Origin of the sequence: Vreelandella sp. F11, assembly GCF_042466685.1 — a bacterium.
In the GTDB taxonomy this organism is placed as follows: Bacteria; Pseudomonadota; Gammaproteobacteria; order Pseudomonadales; family Halomonadaceae; genus Vreelandella.
The window spans coordinates 2,499,585-2,517,682 of sequence record NZ_CP170448.1; the positions used below are offsets into that span (position 1 = coordinate 2,499,585).

Here is an 18,098-nt window from a genome sequence, read left to right on the forward strand (position 1 = left end):
TCATGCAAGACGCCTATATTTACGACGGTTTACGCACCCCCTTTGGTCGCCACGGGGGTAGCTTGGCAGCCATTCGTCCCGATGAACTGCTGGGTTTAACCCTTAAAGCACTGGTCGCCCGCAACCCCTTCGCCCCAGAAAGCTATGAAGAGGTGCTAGCAGGCTGCACCAACCAGGCAGGCGAAGACTCCCGTAACGTGGCCCGTCACGGTGCGCTGCTCGCTGGCCTACCTATAGAAGTGGCGGGACAAACCGTCAACCGTCTTTGTGGCAGCGGCTTAGCGGCAATGATGGACGCTGCCCGAGCAGCACGACTGGGCGAAGGCGAGCTGTTTTTAGCCGGTGGCGTAGAGTCCATGTCCCGCGCGCCCTATGTACTTGGTAAAGCGGACTCCCCCTACGCCCGTAATCAACCGATGTACGATACGGTGATCGGTTCACGCTTCCCCAACCCCTGGATTGCCAAAGAGTACGGCAGCCACAGCATGCCGGAAACCGCCGATAACATTGCCCACGATCTGAATATCGGCCGTGATACCAGCGATGCTTTTGCCGCCCGCTCCCAGGCGCGCTACGCACAGTCACTGGCAGCCGGTTTCTACGACGGTGAGATGTTTGGTGTAGAAGTGCCTCAAGGTCGCAAACAGCCACCCCTGCTGATAGATAAAGACGAGCATCCACGCCCGCAAAGCACCGAAGATAAGCTGGCCAAGTTAGGCGCACTGTTTGAGGGCGGCGTGGTGACCGCAGGCAACGCCTCAGGCCTTAACGACGGTGCCGCCGCCTTGATAGTGGGCACCCAAGCTGCCGGTGAGCGTGTGGGGCTAACGCCGCGTGCACGCATTGTCGCAAGCGCCGTTGCCGGTGTTGCGCCCCGGGTGATGGGCTTGGGCCCGGTTCCCGCTTCGCAAAAGGCCCTTGCCCGTGCAGGGCTGACCCTTGAGCAGATGGACGTGATAGAAATAAATGAAGCCTTTGCCGTTCAAGTACTGGGCTGTGTGCAGCAGTTGGGGCTCTCCTCTGACGACTCCCGCTTAAATGCCAACGGTGGCGCCATTGCCATCGGTCACCCGCTGGGAGCCTCTGGCGCACGCCTGGCATTGACGGCCTTACGTCAGTTAGAAGCCACCGGCGGACGCTATGCGCTGGTCACCATGTGTATCGGTGTCGGCCAGGGCATCGCCACGATTATTGAGCGCCTGGATAGATGAGATGGGTTTGCTACCAACGCCTGTTCGTTGATGGGCATAACAGCTGCGCCTAAGTAGATATGCGATACTGGGCGCCATAAGCCACCTATTTTGTTGGGATACTCAATGCACCCCACCGACACTGATGCTGACGACCCACAGTTGCCAGGAAAAGATCGTAACTTTGTGACCGCGCTGGCGCGCGGCTTGGAGTTGATGCGCGCCTTTGGCGCGGGTGAAGAGTATTTAGGCAATGCCGAACTCTCTAACCGCACCAATATCCCCCGCCCGACGGTCTCCCGGTTGACCTATACCCTTACCCAGCTTGGCTATTTGCAGCACAACACTCATTTAGAGAAGTATCGCCTCGGCCCCGGCGTTTTGGCGCTGGGGTATCGCTTTCTCGCCAATATGGGCATTCGTGAAATTGCCCGCCCGCATCTGCAAAAATTCGCTGATGCCACGGACTGCAACGTTAGCCTGGGCGGCGCCGACCGCAGCGATATGGTCTATCTGGAAACTTGTCACGGCCATGGCCCCCTCATCATTCGCCTGGATACCGGTTCACGACTGCCGATCGTCACTTCCGCCATTGGTCGCGCGTGGCTCTGCGGCTTATCCGACGAACGCCGTCAACAGATCCTTCACGAGCTGGCAAGCGAATACGGGGACGACTGGCCACAGCATGAAGCGGGCATTCAACAGAGCCTGAAAGACTATGCGCAGTATGGTTTTTGTCTTTCAGAACAGGATTGGCAGCGAGATATTAGCGCGGTCGCTATGCCGCTGATCCTCGAAGATGGCGCAGAGGTAATGGCCATTAACTGCGGTGGCTCGAGCCTACGCCTGGATCATGACCGCTTGGTCAACAACCTAGGCCCAAGACTCAAAGAAGTCGCTAACCAGATAAAGCAGGAATTGGCCCCCAGATACCGTTCTGGTAGATAGCTTCGCGCTAGGAAGACTTTAACTAACGCCCGTTTGAATGCATCATAGCCCTCTAAACAAGCGCATTAATAACTCATCATCACTATTAGCGCCAAGGAGAGGGGATGCCAAGCGAGTGGATTGCGCGTCATGATCAAACGATAGCGCTACAGGGCGAGTGGACGCTTGCCAATTATCGCGATATCAAATCAGCGCTTTCTCATCACACAGTCACCCCCCCAGCACGGCACGATGCTGGGGATGAGCCGTTCTCCTTAAAAGCTATTACCCGCCTCGATACGGCCGGTGCCGTACTGGTAATTGAGCTGATTGGCGTTGAGAGAGCCCAAAAAGTATCTGACTGGGCGGGTGAGCTGCCAACAGAGCAGCAGGCACTGCTTGTGCGTATTGCCGAGGCCATGGAAGCGCCGCTTGACGTCGAGCCTCCCTCTTATTCGCGCCTCAGCCAAGCGCTTGCCACGGTAGGCGTAAACATGGTGGCGCTGTGGTCTCAGCAGCGCCAGTTGCTGGCCTTTATAGGCCTGGTGATGGCTACTCTATTCCAGCTGATATTCCGGCCACGGCGTTGGCGCGTTACCGCCACGGTAGCGCACGTTCAGCAGAGTGGGCTTAATGCGGTACCCATCGTCGCCCTGCTGACGTTTATGGTGGGCGCCGTCGTCGCGTTCCTGGGCGCGACCGTTTTGCAGGATTTCGGCGCCACGGTGTATACCATCGACCTGGTGGCGTTCTCTTTCTTACGGGAATTTGGTGTTCTGCTTGCCGCAATTCTATTAGCGGGGCGAACCGCCAGCGCCTTTACGGCGCAAATTGGCGCCATGAAATCCAATGAAGAAATCGACGCCCTACAAGCGCAAGGGCTAGACCCTATTGAGCTTTTGGTGCTACCCCGGGTCATGTCGATGCTAATTAGCCTGCCCATGCTGGCGTTTGTGGGGATGCTCAGTGGTTTGGCAGGTGGCGCTATGGTGGCTGCCCTCTCCCTGGATATTTCCCTCACTCAGTTTATTAACACGCTGCAAAAAGACGTGTCGGTGACACACTTTTTGGTAGGACTTAGCAAAGCGCCGGTGTTTGCGTTTGTGATCGCCGTTATTGGCTGCCTGGAAGGCTTTAAGGTCAGCGGCAGCGCTCAATCCGTCGGGGCACATACCACCTCCAGCGTGGTGCAGTCGATTTTTATGGTGATTCTGATTGATGCCCTTGCCGCGCTGTTCTTTATGGAGATGGGCTGGTAATGGATGCAGAGTCAAACAAGCCAGAGTCAAATAAGCGACCAGTGATCAAGGTTCGGGGATTAGTGAACCAGTTCGGCCCCCATGTGGTTCACGAAAATTTAGATCTTACCCTTGAGCGCGGTGAAATTCTTGGCATTGTGGGAGGTTCCGGCACCGGAAAATCCGTGCTTTTACGCAGTATTGTCGGTTTAAAACGCCCCAATGGCGGCACGGTTGAAGTCCTGGGCACCACCCTTAACGAGCTAAACGAGGAGGAGCGTAGCCAAATAGAGCGCCGCTTTGGGGTGCTGTTTCAGCGCGGCGCACTATTTAGCTCGCTGAACCTGCAAGAGAATATCGCTCTGCCGTTGATCGAGCATGCCAAACTGCCGCGTGAAGACGCCGAGCATCTTGCCAGGGTCAAGCTTGCGCTGGTCGGGCTTCCACCGCAGGCCGCGCTACAATTTCCCGAATCCCTATCCGGCGGCATGATTAAGCGCGCCGCCCTGGCCCGTGCATTAGCGCTAGATCCCGACATTCTGTTTCTCGATGAGCCTACTGCAGGGCTTGACCCTATCGGTGCAGCGGCCTTCGATCAGTTGCTGGTGACCCTACGCGATGCGCTAGGGTTCAGCGTTTTTCTGGTCACCCATGATCTGGATACGCTCTACGCCGCCTGCGACCGGGTCGCCGTGCTCTCGCAGAAACACGTGCTGGTGGTCGATACCATCGACAAGGTATCAGAGACTGACGATGAATGGATTCAGGAATACTTTCACGGGCCCCGCGGCAGAGCTGCACAAGAAGCTCATACCACCTCTTCAACTAATGCTAACGTCCAGGAGTGACTGCACATGGAAACACGGGCGCATCATGTTTTAATCGGCCTTTTCACGCTGGCCACTGCCGCTGGCGCGTTACTGTTTGCACTATGGATGAGTTATGCAGCCGGTGAGCGGAGCTATCAGCCCTACCGTATCCTCTTTGAACGCAGCGTAAGCGGCCTATCTGTAGGTAGCAAAGTACAGTACAACGGCATTGAGGTAGGCGATGTCACCGAGCTGATTCTGAACCCGGATGATCCACGCCAAGTCATTGCCAATATCCGCGTATATGAAGACGCGCCGATTAAAACCGATACGCGTGCCAGACTCGCCTTTGCCAGTATTACTGGCAGCATGTCGGTTCAGCTTCACGGCGGTACCCCAGAGAGCCCACGCCTGGTTGATCAAACCAACGATGAAGCGCCATTTATTCAGGCCGATCCCTCCCCCATCGCTACGCTATTCGATGAGGGTGAAGAGATGATCGAGAACATCAATTCGATCCTGCGAAACGTTAACGAACTGTTTGACGATAATAACCGCGAGCAGGCAGGCAATATCCTGACCAACATTGCCCAGATTACTGAGATGATTGCCACTCAGCAGGAAGCGCTTGATAAGAATATGGCCCTGTTTGGCGATGCTGCGCGTCAGGCGACCACTACCCTTACCAGCATTGATGAACTCAGCCATGAAGCCACTCAGCTGTTACGCGAGGATGGCCGAATAGTCATGCAGAGCGCTGCCGATGCGAGCCGCGATGTGGCCCGCGCCGCCCAGCGTATTGAGCAGCTCGTGGAGAGTAACGCAGGCGCCGTTGAAGACAGCTTGCAGGGTGCCCAGGATATTGCCCCGGCGCTCTCTTCACTACGCTCCACGCTGAGCACGCTGGATCGTATTACCCGCCAGCTGGAAGAGAGCCCGACAGACTTTTTTCTGGGCCGTGATCAGGTAGAGGAGTTCCGCCCATGAGTTTACGTATTCCCGCTATTATCCTAACCGGTGCTGTGCTGCTACTCAGTGCCGGTTGTTCGATACTGCCCGAAAGCGAGCCAGCCACCCTTTACCGTTTGCCTGCGAGCGACTTACCGTCTTCGACCCCCTCATCTAATAGCGCTACCCAACGCCTGGGCATTGCCAACCCTGAAGCGGGGCACTTGCTCAGTAGCAACCGCATTGTGGTCTACCCTGAGGGAAATGTTGTCAATGTATATGAGGGTGCCCGCTGGCATGAAGATGCCCCCGACCTCCTCCAAGCGCGCTTGATTGAAGGGCTACAGCAGAGCCAACTGTTTGCTGGTGTGGGGAGTGACCGCCTGCCCCACGATCTGCTGCTACTCAGTGAGATGCGCTATTTCCAGAGCGACTATGTGACTAATCCACCCACTGTGAAGGTGCAGCTCAATGTCCAACTGGTCAGCCCTCAAAACCGAACACCACTTGCAGCGATGAATTTCAGCACCAGCGCGAAAGCGAGCAGCGTCGATATTACCGATGTGGTGGATGCGTTTGGCCACGCTAGCGATGAGCTTACTGTGCAGTTGGCCGACTGGTTAGCGCAACAGACTGATGTAATTGGCACTTCGAGAGATCAGTAAATGTTAAGAAACGGCTTCTGAGAGGGAAGTCGGAGGCGTCGGACGACTCCCCTAAGCCCGCCAAGAACCCAGCGATGGTTATAGGCTATGGCAACGAAGTTCAGAAAGGGTGATACTCCACAACCTGACATGTAAAGTAATAACGTTTGAGCTGCCTTTCACGCTCTGCAAAATTTTCAGATCAAGGATCATTGGCTTGGTAGATACCGATAAGGGAACAGAAATTTTGCAAGAAATTGCCGTCGTCATCCCCACTTATAAGGCGCGCAATCACATTTTGGGTGTGATCAATGAGATTGGGCCTGAAGTTACTCGCATTTATGTTATTGACGACTGCTGCCCTGATGGCTCAGGTGATTTTGTGGAAGCCAATTGTAAAGATGATCGAGTTTCTGTCATTAGGCATCTCGAGAACCAGGGTGTTGGTGGTGCTACCATGACCGGCTATAAGGCGGCTATTGAAAATGGCATGGATATTCTGGTCAAAATAGATAGTGATGGACAAATGGATCCAGCCCTGATCATGGATTTTGTGGCTCCCATTACTAGCGGTGAGGCTGATTACACAAAAGGGAATCGGTTTTTTGATCTTGAGAAAGTAAGCTCAATGCCTAAAATCCGCCTTTTTGGCAACGCAATGCTTTCACTCATGTGCAAGCTGTCGTCGGGCTATTGGAATCTTTTTGATCCGACAAATGGCTATACGGCTATTCATGCTGACGTTGCTCGTCATCTACCTTTTAATAAGATAAGCCGACGTTACTTTTTCGAGACGGACACCCTATTTAGACTAAATACGCTTCGCGCGGTAGTTATTGATGTGCCAATGGAAGCAAAGTACGGTGACGAAGTCAGTAATTTAAAGATATCCAAGATTGTAGGTGAGTTTTTTTTGAAGCATGTGCGAAATTTTTCAAAGCGTATTTTCTATAACTACTTTCTTCGTGACATGTCTCTTGCTTCAATTGAGCTGCCTGCAGGATTAGCGTTACTTGGCTTTGGCTCATTTTATGGTGGTTACCATTGGATAACTTCTATTCAAACTGGCATTACCACTCCAGCTGGTACTGTCATGCTCTCAGCCATGCCTGTACTCATCGGATTGCAGCTCATTCTAGGCTTTTTATCTTATGATATTTCCTCTCTGCCGAGACGGCCTATACATAAGCATGGAACTATCACTCGGTGGAAATCTAGATGATTGCACGCCAGTTCTCTGTATATATTATAGTTGGCATAGTCAGTGCAGTGACAGATATTGGGCTGATGCAGCTCCTGATAACTTTTAATATTCATTACTTAGTCTCAGCTACTTTCGGATTCTTTGCAGGCTTGGTTGTTAATTTCACTCTGCATTCTCGCATAACTTTTAAAGAAGATTATTCGCACGTTATGCTTGCGCGCTACATAGCTGTGGTTTTGGCTAATTATGTGCTCGTCTTGATCATTGTACAGATATTTAACAGCTGGTTATCAATGCCCATTTTAGGTAAGGTTGTCTCACTTCCTCTTGTTGCGCTTAATGGTTTCTTTTTGAGTAAGTATTGGATATATAGATCGGATGAACGGTGAATGCAAAGGCCAAGTACAGACCGGGACAATGAATAGTAGTGGTTTTTTTGATGATTCATTAATATCTCACTTGGCAATTCAACCGGATCCCATCAAGTTTTATACTGTTCAACACTGTTTCTGCGGCGATAAAAACCTACATACTCTTATTAATAAAAAGATCACTAAATGAAAACTCAAATGCGATTACATTGGTTAGACATCAAACTGCTCATTAATAATATGATATGCAACAAAATATTTAGCGTTATTCTGCTTTTGTTAATAGGCTGTTTAGTACTATCATCTATCATTCCGCCACTAAAGTCACCGGATGAGCATGATCATATTGAACGTGCTTATCTATTGGGTAAAGGTGTCGTTGTCTTGGATCGACCTGATGGTAAGTCTAGCGGTGGTTATATTGACAGCGGCCTATTGGAATATCTTTATAGTTATCTTCCTTCTCAAGATAAGTTATCAGCCGAAGATTTTTCCTCCTCAGGCGATATCACATGGAGTGGTCAGAGGGTCTACGATCCATCACCTGGCACTGGATATTATTTTCCTGTTATTTACCTTCCTCAGACGTTGGGGCTCTTGGTTGGAGAATGGTTTAATCTTAGTGTTGATCATTCATACAGAGTAGCGCGTACGTTCGCGCTCCTTGCCGTCATGCTGATTCTCTATACGGCCTTCAGACTTTACCCACCAAACCCTCTAGTACTTGCGCTCATTGTAATTCCGATGACGCTATTCCAAATTTCATCTGCTAGCTTGGACGGTATTTCAGCTGCTCTTGCGGTATTTTCGATCTCAGCTTTTTTGCGTATCGCTAATGATAAGGACTCATCATCTAAATGGGTTCAATATGCACTTGCTTTAACTATCATCGTGCTTGGATCCAGTCGGATCCATACACTACCGCTACTTATATTGCTCGCTGCAACTTTTTATTATACAAAAAACATGCGATCACTATTATTGTTTTTCTCAGGTACCTTATTTGTTTTTGCGTGGACTTTTTTTGCACTTAAAACGACTGTCGATTTAAGAGTACCAATTGGAGAATCTACTTCCAATATTATTACGCACTACCTGTTTCATCCAACTCAATTTTTCTCTGTTGTTTGGCAGACTTTGTCAAATGAGGGCTTGCAAGAATTTTATTACAAATCTTTTTTTGGAATTTTAGGTTGGCTCGATGCTTCTTTCCAAAACAGGTACTACCATTATTATTTAGTCATCGTTGTAATCGTAGCACTATTGACAGTATCTTTCCATCGAATCAGCGATGAATGGTCCCAAAGACTCTTGCTTCTAGCAGTGTTTTTAATTTCCGTGCTATTTATATTTTTTGCTCTTCTTGTCACATGGACTCCGCATCCAGCGCAACTAATATCTGGAGTTCAAGGAAGATACTTTTTAATTCCAACAATTGTTTTGGCTTATAGTGTTGGCGGCAACAGAGGATTGAATGGCGATAACCGGCGTAGAATTGCCACATTAATTGTTTTCTTTCTTTTTATTTTCTCTCTTTTAGCAACCGTAGACTTGCTCATCAAACGATATTATTTAATTGAAAATAGAGTCGAGCCTGAAGTTATGGAGATTGGACGCGATGCATCAGAAAAACAATTAAAAATGATTGCAAACTCACCTTTAAGCCAGAATACTCCTATTTCGCTCAGACTTCTTGAGTTGGATGAGAATAACCTTGTCAAGGTTACTCGAGTCGGCATTTACTTTGCAAGCGTCCCATTAAGCTCATCTAGGCAGTCATTGCTTGAACCAGTGAGGCATCTGGCAGTAGCGTGTTGAGATCATTGGCGTTGAGGTCAACAGTATCTCGCATACAAGGGTAAGTCGTGCCATTGGCTTTGGCGGTTTCGATTAAGCTGTAGATCGCCGCGCTAGCCTCGCTTTGCGCAGGAGTTAAAACAGGCACTTTTTGACGCACGATCAATTCGAGATCAGTAAAATCGATAGAGTCAAAACAATGGCTCATACGCAAACACAAATGCATTATATGCTTCACCTACACTATAATAGTTTAGTGCCTACTTACCTAAACTCTAGGGGCAGCAGCAGCTCGCAAATAAATTAAACTCATCATACAAGGCATGATATCTATAGCGTATTTGACGTTAAATAGCGGCTAGGTTATCTAGGATAAGCTGAATACGAAAAGTCATTACTCTTTAGACTTTTTTCACATACTCACGCGGGTCACGGGGGTAGTAGCGCTCTGGCTGCTTTTCGAGATGTGTAAAGTAACGGGTGTCCTTATAGGGCATTTTCATAAAACCGGAGACCCCCAGGCCTTCAATTTGGCTTACCGCTGCCAGCATACTTGCCAGCAGCACGCGAAATTCATGCTCCTTAGCAGGGTCAAGCAAACGGTAGTAGCTATGGATTTTAAGATGCTGCGGCAGCGCTTCAAAAATGATCATCCCCGTGTGGTGAATGTCGTTTAGTTGCTGCAGCACGCGCATTATCGATTCAGGCAGTACGAGTAGCTCTTCGGGGTCGGGCCCATCTTCGAAGTAGCTGTGTTGGCGGGTGCGATCTTCAAGCTCCGGCACCGCACTCAGCTCATAGTTTATTGCCATATTCGGCTCGCTAACAAAGACGTCATCCGCTGAGGCACGCTCTAAGTGCAGTGTTTGGCGGGCATTAAACAGGCAGCTTTTAAATACCCCTTGGCGATGAATCGCTCTAGCCAAGTGCACCATATTATTAACCGCCTCGACAAAGGCAGGCTTGAGTGTCGGATCGTGCAAATTTAACGACGAATCGATATACACCCCTTCCCGCTCCCAGCGAACCGCCAAGCCTCCTACCACAGGATATTTCCCCAGTCGGCTCACCGATGCCAAAAAGGCCTTTTCGGTCTCCCCCATCCCCTGCATAAACTGCTTGTAGTAGCGGTCAAGCTGTACATCGTTAACGTCATTGAGGGTTTCCTGTGCATGCTCTTCCTGTGAAAAGACTTCGCGTAGAAAAGCTTTACGCGAGCTATACACCACGGTATCGATCTCTTGATGCGCAGGACGCACCCATACTGGCACCAGCGGCACATTGAGCGCTGCAGGCAGATCGAGCATCACAACCCTGGCTATGCGCTGCATGTTATTTAAAAAGTAGTCGCCTGCTTTGCGCCGCACCTGAGGGTCTGGGTCGAGCATGCCATCCAGGGTACGAGCGAACTCCATGGGCAAGCCCAACGAACTGGCGGGAATTGCCCGATGACCAAAGCGACACGACTGCGCCGACGCCAGCGCATACAGGGTTCCCGCTGCCCCCTGCTCATCAAAGCGTGGTGACGACAACGCACCGTTTAACTGCTCTTCGCCGATAAAGTAGACATCGCCCAGGCGGGCATTGGTCTGCTGCAAGTTATCGGACATTAGCTCCATTACGTTGGCACCCACAAACTGCAGTTGGGCGTCTAGCTGAGCAAAGACCGATGAGCCCCAGTCGATTAGCGCAATGGATTCATGCTCGGCATCAAACACCAAGTTGGAGGGTTTGATATCGCCATGCACCACCGGCCGAGCCTGGTGGCCAGACTCACGGCGCAGAGCCATCAGGATATCGGCAAGCTGCGCCGCCATGCGCACAATCAGGCGTGGGGAGAGACGCCCCTGCTTGAGCGATACCTGCTCTAAATTCCAGCCGGGTGCACGCTCCATTACCAGGATCGACTGCCCTCGGGAGCGCTGGTAGGCAATGAGACCCGGAATACGTGGATGGGAGACCTGCTCTAACATAAACGCCTCCTCTTCGAGGCGCTCCTGCAGATGGGTGGGTAGGGTAATGCGCGAGAACTTAAACACGTAGTGGGCGATTGCGCCCTTATGGGTGGTACTACCGGCAAACACAAAACCGTAGGCGCCCTTGCCAATTAATTCAATGTCTTGATAGCCCAACTGGGTGAGCTGTGCCTGACACAGCGCCACCCAGTCTTTAAGCTTGCGGGCATCGTGATGGCTCAGCAGATAGACCGACTGCTCTTCGGGTATATAGAACTGCTGAAGCGCTGCCTGATACATTGGTTTATACCAACAAATGCTTATAACAACACGGGCTTATGCCAACTCTGTTTTAACCCCAACTTATTCACGCCATGTGAAGCAGCATGGTTTCCGGGTCTTCCAGAAAGGCCTTCCAGGCGTTACAGAAGCGCGCAATAGTACCGCCATCGATAAAGCGGTGATCCCCCGCCCAAGTGATGGTCATAATTGCTCGGCGCTGCACGGCCCCCTGCTCATCAAAGCGTGGCAGCCACTGCGTTTTACCAATTGCCACTATCGCAGCTTCCGGGGCGTTAATAATCGGTGCTGCGTAGGTACCTCCCAGCGCACCGATATTGGAAATACTAATCGTGCCCCCTTTTAGATCGGCCTGGTCGACACGGCCTTCTCGTGCCGCCGTGGTTAACCGGCCGACTTCCCGCGCAATTTCCAGCAGAGTGAGGCGCTCAACGTTTTTCACATTGGGCACCATCAGGCCCGCTTTGCTATCCACCGCCATACCAATATTGCATTGAGGGTAATAGTGCAGCTCATCCCCAGCCGCATTAAGCTGGGCATTAACGATAGGCTCTTTGGCCACCGCCAGCGCCATGGCTTTCATAAACAACGGCATAAGGGTTAGCCGCTCTCCCTGGGCCTCGGCCAAGGGCTTTAAACGCTCTCTAAGCGCCAGCAGTGCAGTAACGTCGATCTCTTCACCGTAGTGAAAATGCGGAATGGTGCTGGCTGACTCGACCATACGCTTGGCCATTACCGCCCGTATGCCGCGGAGTGACTCAACTCGGGGCGCCTGGGCTTCAGCTTGGTTGTTAACAGCTTGTTTTTTGGCGATGCTGGCGGAGGCGGCTGTTTGTGATGGTTGGTCAAGATGCGCAAGAACATCCTCTTTAAGCACCCGCCCATCCTTGCCGCTCCCCGCGATCTCCGTGAGCTGCAGGGAGTGTTCACGCACCAGGCGCCTAACGGCGGGGCTTGCGGGAACTTTGCCATATAGGGGGGCAGCCCCCTGAGTGCCTTTAGCAGTAGGTGCTTCTGCCGCGGTCTCATTCGGCTTTTCAGGAGCGGCCGGTTGTCCAGCTTCTGACTCGGTTTCACTCTGATGGCTATTACTTTGTTGGCTGGCTTGGTCGCCGGTCTGGGTTCCCCCCTCCACTTGATAGGCAAAGAGCGGCGCATGCACCTTAGCAATTTGCCCCTGGGCCACATAGAGCTTGGTCACGACACCGGCTTCGGGGGCAGTAATCTCCACCAGCGCCTTATCGGTCATGACTTCGACAATGGGCTGGTCTTCTTCAATTTGATCGCCTTCCGCGACGCGCCACTCGACCACTTCGCACTCGACGATGCCTTCGCCAATATCCGGCAGTAAAAAATCGCTCATTGTTTTTCTCCTCAGCGCTAAAAGTTGACGCTTTCGCGAATCGCTTCAAAAATCTTCAGATGATCAGGCAGATACTCTTTCTCCAGCACTAGCGGAAAAGGCGTATCGAGCCCCGTCACCCGTGTAATGGGCGATTCCAGGTAGAGAAAACAACGCTCTTGAATAGTGGCGGCAATTTCACCGGCAAAGCCGCCGGTTAATGGCGCTTCATGGCTGACCACGAGCCGGCCGGTTTTTAGCACCGATTCAGCCACCGTATCCGCGTCCCAGGGCAGCAGTGAGCGCAAGTCGATCACTTCACAGGCGATGCCCTGCTCTTCGGCTAGCTCAACCGCTTTGCCAATTACCTCCATCTGAGCACCCCAGCCTACTACGGTAATATCGGTACCTTCTTTGGTGATGTCGGCTTCACCAATGGGTAGCTGGTAATCCTCTTCAGGCACCTCGCCTACGGCAGCGCGATAGAGACGTTTGGGCTCCAGAAACAGCACCGGATCCGGGTCGCGAATCGCGGCAAGCAACAGCCCTTTGGCCTGATATGGGTTGCGTGGCACCACCACTTTGAGACCAGGGGTATGGGTAAAATAGGCTTCCGGCGATTGTGAGTGATAGAGGCCGCCCGCAATGCCGCCGCCGTAAGGGGTACGAATAGTCAGCCCACCTACGTTAAACAGATCCCCTGAGCGGTAGCGGAACTTGGCGGTTTCATTAACGATTTGGTCAAAGGCGGGAAAAATATAGTCGGCGAATTGAATTTCTGCGACGGGTACCGAGCCTTGGGCCGCCAAGCCATTGGCAAAGCCGATAATGCCCTGCTCAACCAGCGGCGTATTAAAACAGCGTACTTTACCGTACTTCTCCTGCAGGTGGCTGGTGGCCCGAAAGACGCCGCCAAAAATACCCACGTCTTCACCGAAGCAGATGACTTTTTCATCCTCTGCCATGGCGATATCCAGGGCATTATTAATCGCCTGGAGCATGTTCATGGTAGCCATATTACGCCTCTCCCTGAGTATCAGTCTCGGTGCCCACATCTAAGTCCAGCGACTTTGCTCCGCGGGGGTAGGCATCCGGGTAGCGACGTATATGGCGCTTTAATTGATCAAATTGACGCTGCAGTGCGGGGGTAACATCGGCATACACATCGCTGATTAGGCTTTCCAGTGGCGGCGATGAGCGCTTCTCTGCGCGCTTCATGGTTTCCAATACTTCACGACGCAGGGTTTCCTGCTGAGACGACTCCTCCTCTTCGCTCCACCACTGCTTCTTCAATAGCCACTTTTGCAGCCTCAGCAGCGGGTCTTTGGCGCGCCATACCTCCTCTTCATCTTTCGACCGGTAGCCAGAGGGGTCGTCAGATGAGGAGTGCGCGGCAAGGCGGTAGCTCATGGCCTCAATCAATACCGGCTGATTTTGCTCAACGGCAATCTTGCGTGCCTGCCGCGTCGCTTCATAGACTGCCAGGACATCGTTGCCATCGACCCGGATGACGTGCATGTGGTAACCAAAGGCACGCGGAGCAATGCCGTCGGCGGCAAACTGCTCGACGGCAGGCGTGGAAATGGCATAGCCATTGTTACGGCAGAAGAAAATCACCGGCACCTGATGCACTGAGGCCATATTCAGCGCGGCGTGGAAATCACCCTCGGAGGCAGCGCCTTCGCCAAAAAACGTTAACGTACAGTGCCCGTTACCCGCCAATTTTTGGCCGTAAGCGTAGCCCGTGGCCTGTGGAATCTGAGTCGCTAAGGGAGACGATATGGTCATGTAGTGCAACTTGCGCGACCCATAGTGAATCGGCATTTGGCGGCCTTTGCCGTAGTCGAGCTCGTTGCCGAACAGCTGATTCATGAATTCGTCGATGGAGAAGCCGCGATACATTAAAGCGCCCTGCTCGCGGTACTGCGCCATAATCATATCGGCGTCATTGAGCGCAGCAGTGGCGCCCACTACGGCGGCTTCCTCCCCGGTGCACTGCATATAGAAACTCAGCCGCCCTTGGCGCTGGGCCGCCATCATGCGTTCATCGAGAATACGTGTGGCCAGCATTGCCTGATAGATACGCCGGGCGTGATCACGCTCAAGCGTAGGCTCATCAGCGCCGCTATGCACCTCACCTTCAGGGTTAAGCACGCTGAAGGTAGGAATCGTAAATTCGTCGCCGGTCATGAACTCCGGCTGGTGTACATACTGTGTCATCATTATTGTCCTTGTTTCACCCCTTTTGAGGGCAGTGTTGTTGGTATTGACCGTTTATGCCAGTGGATTTATCTGCCATAGGCCAACGCAACATCTAGCGACCACAACATTCAGGACAATAACGCAGCGCAAGGAGTTTAGGGATGCTACTTAAGACGCAGAGAGGTTAAAACGCAGAAAATTAGGTATCGGAGATGCGCGCACGCAGTTGACGCTGCAGCAGTTCGAACAGGCTATCTACCGTTAGCGCCAGCAAGGCGATGGCCAGCGCCCCTTGAACCACATAGGCCATATTGCCGTTCACGATGCCGGAGATGATTGGATCACCCAGGTTGCTAGCCCCCACGGTGGCGCCGAGCGCAGCGGTGGCAATATTAATGGTTACCGAAGTGCGAATGCCCGCCAAGATGACCGGTGCCGCCAGCGGTAGCTCGACTTGCCACAGGATTTGCGCTGGTTTCATGCCCATCGCGTGGGCAGCCGTTTTAATACCGCCTTCGACGCCCTGTAAACCGGCGAGGGTATTGCGCACGATAGGCAGTAGCCCGTAGAGCATTAACGCAACAATAATCGGCAAAGTACCAAACCCTAGTACGGGCACCGCCAGCGCCAGCACGGCTACCGGGGGAAACGTTTGTCCAAGCGATGCCAACTGGGCCACCAGAGGTAGAAAGTCACTGCCCCATCGGCGGGTAACGGCGATGCCCGCGGCGACTCCCGCGATAATGGTCACCACCGCTGCGACCCCCACCACAAAGAGATGCCGGCCAAGCAGAACATATAGCTCAGCTCGGTCATAAATCACTTGTCGGGCATCAGGCTCTAGCCAGCGAAACAGGGGCTCGGCAGCCGACATAGCAACAACGCTCATCATTAGCAGCACCCCCCATAACAGTGGCCATAACCATTGCGGAGTTTTTTTGGGGGGATGGGCGACGTTTAGCGAGTTACTCACGCGGGTCTCCATTATCCAGTTGAGCCTCCTTGATAATTCTCCGCAACGATAGCTCACCGACCGGCACATCATGTTGGTCAACAACGGTCAACCGGTCGCTATGATCTCGCAGCATCATGGAGAGCGCCTGACGCAGCGAGAAAGTGCCGGGGATACGCGACTGCGCGGGCAAGGTAGGCCCCATGGAGGTCATATGATCTTTTACCCGGGTTAGCGCCGCCTGTTTAAGCCCCCTTTCCAACCCTCCCAACAGCGACTCGACAAAAGGGTCGGCAGGGTTTTGTAATAGCGCCAAGGGAGAACCCTGTTGCACGATTCGACCTTCACGCATGACCACCAAGTGATCCGCCAGCTTAAGCGCTTCATCCATATCATGGGTCACAAACAGCACGGTTTTGTGTAGCCGCGCCTGCAGCTTGGCCAGCTCATCCTGTAGCTTTTCACGGGTAATAGGATCAAGCGCGCCGAAGGGTTCATCCATCAACAAAATATCCGGGTCTGCTGCCAAGGCACGCGCGACCCCAATCCGCTGCGCCTGCCCCCCGGAAAGCTGATGGGGATATTTATGCCCAAACTCATCAACCGGCAGGCCGAGCAACTGCATTAACTCAGCCACCCGTGACTGGACATCGGCTGCTGACCACTTCAATAACCGCGGTACCAGACCAATATTGCGCGCCACCGTCCAGTGGGGAAATAGCCCGGTGTGCTGAATTACGTAGCCAATCCTGCGACGTAGTTTCACCGGGTCGTAGACATCTATCGCCTGCCCATCGAGGATAATGTCCCCTTCGCTGTGCTCAATTAAGCGATTAATCATGCGCAGCGTGGTCGATTTACCACAGCCCGATGTACCCACTAAGGCGCAGAATTTACCCTTGGGTACCCGTAGAGAAATGTCGTCCACAGCGGTTTCATCCCCAAACCGCTTGGATACGTGGGACAACTCGATCATCTTATTCCTCCGGGGCGTAGCGCTTCTGCCAGGGCACCTAAGCCCGCATCTACCGCAAGCGCCAGCATTAAAATCGGTAGTGCGCCGAGTAGCACCATGTCCATGGCAGCTTGGCCCAAGCCTTGAAAAATGAAAGTACCAAGCCCGCCCGCACCAATCAGAGCGGCAACAGCAGTAAGCCCAATGGCCTGTACGGTGGTAATCCGCACGCCTTCCAAGAGCACCGGGAGTGCCAGCGGTAACCGCACTTGCCAAAACCGCTGCCCGGTGCGCATGCCCATCCCCTTGGCGGCCTCTAACGTATCGGCGCTCACTTCTTCAAGCGCGATATAGGTATTGCGCACAATGGGGAGCAGACTGTAAGCAATCAGTGCGATTAAAGCTGGCGTTGTGCCAATACCACTCACACCAAGCTGACTTAACACGGGCACATTCGCGGCAAGCCAGGCTAATGGTGCTAGCAGTAGACCAAATAACGCCAAACTGGGAATGGTCTGAAGAAAATTGAGTAGTGCAAAGGCACTCTTCTGCAGACGGGTATAACGTCGCATCAGCATAGCAAGCGCTAACCCAAGAACAACACTGACGCTGACGGCGATACCCACCAGCGTGATGTGCTGTACAACCGCGCTTAGAAACTGTTGATCACGGGCTTGAAACTCTTGAACAAGGGCGAGCGCCTCTAATCCAAAAGCCGCGCATAGCCACCAGATCAGCGCGACACCACACAGCAGCAGGGTGGGCCACATCCGGGTAAGCATTAGGCGTAAGCGTAGTTCCACCAAGCACAGCAGCAGCACAAAAAGCACGACCCAATAGGCTGCACCTATACCTAAACGTGCTTGAGGCATCTCCGGATCAATGAGCAAATAACTGCTAGCCATCAACCCCACCGGCATTAGCGCCATTATCACGACCACCGCTGCTAACAGCGCCCGGTAATGGCGATGACTTGGCTGAGACGCGAGAATACCGATGAAGGAGAGCAGTAGCGTTACCAAAAGCGCACCGGGCCAACCGAACGCATCAAGCGCACCATAACCCGTCTCTGCCACGATGCGATTGGGCGCCATGCTGACCACGTCGAGTAACCAGAACGCGGCCAGCATCGTAAGGCTAAGCGTAATAAGCACAATGTTCGGGTGCCGCCCTTCCCAACGAAACCGCGGGGTGGGCAGTGCATCCATTAGAGACATTAATTAGTTATCCCGAGCCTTAGCATTAATTTATAAGAGTACCAGGC

17 protein-coding genes are annotated in these 18,098 nt (G+C 52.7%); 9 read left to right on the forward strand and 8 right to left on the reverse strand.

What is annotated here, in order from left to right; translation table 11 throughout:
• Positions 1 to 2: 2 nt before the first annotated feature.
• The 9 genes from ACFIOZ_RS11400 (at position 3) to ACFIOZ_RS11440 (ending at position 9,149) form a co-directional block, all read left to right on the forward strand.
• On the forward strand, positions 3 to 1,211 hold the full coding sequence (locus ACFIOZ_RS11400) for a 3-oxoadipyl-CoA thiolase (protein ID WP_386077615.1): 1,209 nt from the start codon (positions 3 to 5) through the stop codon (positions 1,209 to 1,211).
• A 105-nt stretch (positions 1,212 to 1,316) separates the two neighbouring features.
• The gene (locus tag ACFIOZ_RS11405) at positions 1,317 to 2,138 is read left to right on the forward strand and encodes an IclR family transcriptional regulator (RefSeq protein ID WP_386077618.1); all 822 of its coding nucleotides are present in this window, start codon (positions 1,317 to 1,319) and stop codon (positions 2,136 to 2,138) included.
• Between the two features lie 104 nt (positions 2,139 to 2,242).
• Positions 2,243 to 3,376, forward strand: a complete 1,134-nt coding sequence (locus ACFIOZ_RS11410; RefSeq protein WP_386077621.1) for an MlaE family ABC transporter permease — start codon at positions 2,243 to 2,245, stop codon at positions 3,374 to 3,376.
• On the forward strand, positions 3,376 to 4,203 hold the full coding sequence (locus ACFIOZ_RS11415) for an ABC transporter ATP-binding protein (RefSeq protein ID WP_386077624.1): 828 nt from the start codon (positions 3,376 to 3,378) through the stop codon (positions 4,201 to 4,203). The genes ACFIOZ_RS11410 and ACFIOZ_RS11415 overlap by 1 nt, the downstream gene beginning before the upstream one ends.
• A gap of 6 nt (positions 4,204 to 4,209) precedes the next feature.
• Positions 4,210 to 5,151: an MlaD family protein gene (locus ACFIOZ_RS11420; protein WP_386077626.1), complete on the forward strand. Its 942-nt coding sequence runs from the start codon at positions 4,210 to 4,212 to the stop codon at positions 5,149 to 5,151.
• Positions 5,148 to 5,777, forward strand: coding sequence for an ABC-type transport auxiliary lipoprotein family protein (locus ACFIOZ_RS11425; protein ID WP_386077629.1), 630 nt, complete (start codon positions 5,148 to 5,150; stop codon positions 5,775 to 5,777). Before ACFIOZ_RS11420 ends, ACFIOZ_RS11425 begins: the two co-directional genes overlap by 4 nt.
• A 196-nt stretch (positions 5,778 to 5,973) precedes the next feature.
• Positions 5,974 to 6,978: a glycosyltransferase family 2 protein gene (locus ACFIOZ_RS11430; protein WP_386077632.1), complete on the forward strand. Its 1,005-nt coding sequence runs from the start codon at positions 5,974 to 5,976 to the stop codon at positions 6,976 to 6,978.
• Complete coding sequence (locus tag ACFIOZ_RS11435) at positions 6,975 to 7,349, forward strand: GtrA family protein (protein ID WP_386077635.1); 375 nt, start codon at positions 6,975 to 6,977, stop codon at positions 7,347 to 7,349. Before ACFIOZ_RS11430 ends, ACFIOZ_RS11435 begins: the two co-directional genes overlap by 4 nt.
• Positions 7,350 to 7,517: 168 nt before the next feature.
• Entirely contained in the window at positions 7,518 to 9,149 is a 1,632-nt protein-coding gene (locus ACFIOZ_RS11440) for a DUF2142 domain-containing protein (RefSeq protein ID WP_386077637.1), read from the forward strand.
• Here the strand turns inward: ACFIOZ_RS11440 and ACFIOZ_RS11445 are convergent.
• From ACFIOZ_RS11445 to ACFIOZ_RS11480, 8 genes are all read right to left on the reverse strand, one after another.
• Complete coding sequence (locus ACFIOZ_RS11445; protein WP_386077639.1) at positions 9,100 to 9,336, reverse strand: hypothetical protein; 237 nt, start codon at positions 9,334 to 9,336, stop codon at positions 9,100 to 9,102. The genes ACFIOZ_RS11440 and ACFIOZ_RS11445 overlap by 50 nt on opposite strands.
• 193 nt (positions 9,337 to 9,529) lie before the next feature.
• Positions 9,530 to 11,383, reverse strand: coding sequence for a protein kinase domain-containing protein (locus tag ACFIOZ_RS11450; RefSeq protein WP_386077642.1), 1,854 nt, complete (start codon positions 11,381 to 11,383; stop codon positions 9,530 to 9,532).
• Positions 11,384 to 11,450: 67 nt separating this feature from the next.
• A complete protein-coding gene (locus tag ACFIOZ_RS11455; protein WP_386077645.1) occupies positions 11,451 to 12,746 on the reverse strand; it encodes a 2-oxo acid dehydrogenase subunit E2 in 1,296 nt (431 codons plus the stop codon).
• A 17-nt stretch (positions 12,747 to 12,763) separates the two neighbouring features.
• Positions 12,764 to 13,741, reverse strand: coding sequence for an alpha-ketoacid dehydrogenase subunit beta (locus ACFIOZ_RS11460; protein WP_386077646.1), 978 nt, complete (start codon positions 13,739 to 13,741; stop codon positions 12,764 to 12,766).
• A 1-nt stretch (position 13,742) separates the two neighbouring features.
• Positions 13,743 to 14,945, reverse strand: coding sequence for a thiamine pyrophosphate-dependent dehydrogenase E1 component subunit alpha (locus tag ACFIOZ_RS11465; protein ID WP_386077649.1), 1,203 nt, complete (start codon positions 14,943 to 14,945; stop codon positions 13,743 to 13,745).
• Between the two features lie 181 nt (positions 14,946 to 15,126).
• Positions 15,127 to 15,912, reverse strand: a complete 786-nt coding sequence (locus ACFIOZ_RS11470; RefSeq protein ID WP_386077652.1) for an ABC transporter permease — start codon at positions 15,910 to 15,912, stop codon at positions 15,127 to 15,129.
• Entirely contained in the window at positions 15,893 to 16,855 is a 963-nt protein-coding gene (locus ACFIOZ_RS11475; protein WP_386077655.1) for an ABC transporter ATP-binding protein, read from the reverse strand. Before ACFIOZ_RS11475 ends, ACFIOZ_RS11470 begins: the two co-directional genes overlap by 20 nt.
• A complete protein-coding gene (locus ACFIOZ_RS11480; protein WP_386077657.1) occupies positions 16,852 to 18,051 on the reverse strand; it encodes an ABC transporter permease in 1,200 nt (399 codons plus the stop codon). Before ACFIOZ_RS11480 ends, ACFIOZ_RS11475 begins: the two co-directional genes overlap by 4 nt.
• Positions 18,052 to 18,098: the final 47 nt, after the last annotated feature.

What these genes read in the sequence shown, in the direction of transcription:
- ACFIOZ_RS11400 (WP_386077615.1), top strand. Translation starts at nt 3, where the DNA reads ATGCAAGACGCCTATATTTACGACGGTTTACGCACCCCCTTTGGTCGC.
- ACFIOZ_RS11405 (WP_386077618.1), top strand. Translation starts at nt 1,317, where the DNA reads ATGCACCCCACCGACACTGATGCTGACGACCCACAGTTGCCAGGAAAA.
- ACFIOZ_RS11410 (WP_386077621.1), top strand. Translation starts at nt 2,243, where the DNA reads ATGCCAAGCGAGTGGATTGCGCGTCATGATCAAACGATAGCGCTACAG.
- ACFIOZ_RS11415 (WP_386077624.1), top strand. Translation starts at nt 3,376, where the DNA reads ATGGATGCAGAGTCAAACAAGCCAGAGTCAAATAAGCGACCAGTGATC.
- ACFIOZ_RS11420 (WP_386077626.1), top strand. Translation starts at nt 4,210, where the DNA reads ATGGAAACACGGGCGCATCATGTTTTAATCGGCCTTTTCACGCTGGCC.
- ACFIOZ_RS11425 (WP_386077629.1), top strand. Translation starts at nt 5,148, where the DNA reads ATGAGTTTACGTATTCCCGCTATTATCCTAACCGGTGCTGTGCTGCTA.
- ACFIOZ_RS11435 (WP_386077635.1), top strand. Translation starts at nt 6,975, where the DNA reads ATGATTGCACGCCAGTTCTCTGTATATATTATAGTTGGCATAGTCAGT.
- ACFIOZ_RS11440 (WP_386077637.1), top strand. Translation starts at nt 7,518, where the DNA reads ATGAAAACTCAAATGCGATTACATTGGTTAGACATCAAACTGCTCATT.
- ACFIOZ_RS11445 (WP_386077639.1), bottom strand. Translation starts at nt 9,336, where the DNA reads ATGAGCCATTGTTTTGACTCTATCGATTTTACTGATCTCGAATTGATC.
- ACFIOZ_RS11450 (WP_386077642.1), bottom strand. Translation starts at nt 11,383, where the DNA reads ATGTATCAGGCAGCGCTTCAGCAGTTCTATATACCCGAAGAGCAGTCG.
- ACFIOZ_RS11455 (WP_386077645.1), bottom strand. Translation starts at nt 12,746, where the DNA reads ATGAGCGATTTTTTACTGCCGGATATTGGCGAAGGCATCGTCGAGTGC.
- ACFIOZ_RS11460 (WP_386077646.1), bottom strand. Translation starts at nt 13,741, where the DNA reads ATGGCTACCATGAACATGCTCCAGGCGATTAATAATGCCCTGGATATC.
- ACFIOZ_RS11465 (WP_386077649.1), bottom strand. Translation starts at nt 14,945, where the DNA reads ATGACACAGTATGTACACCAGCCGGAGTTCATGACCGGCGACGAATTT.
- ACFIOZ_RS11470 (WP_386077652.1), bottom strand. Translation starts at nt 15,912, where the DNA reads ATGGAGACCCGCGTGAGTAACTCGCTAAACGTCGCCCATCCCCCCAAA.
- ACFIOZ_RS11475 (WP_386077655.1), bottom strand. Translation starts at nt 16,855, where the DNA reads ATGATCGAGTTGTCCCACGTATCCAAGCGGTTTGGGGATGAAACCGCT.
- ACFIOZ_RS11480 (WP_386077657.1), bottom strand. Translation starts at nt 18,051, where the DNA reads ATGTCTCTAATGGATGCACTGCCCACCCCGCGGTTTCGTTGGGAAGGG.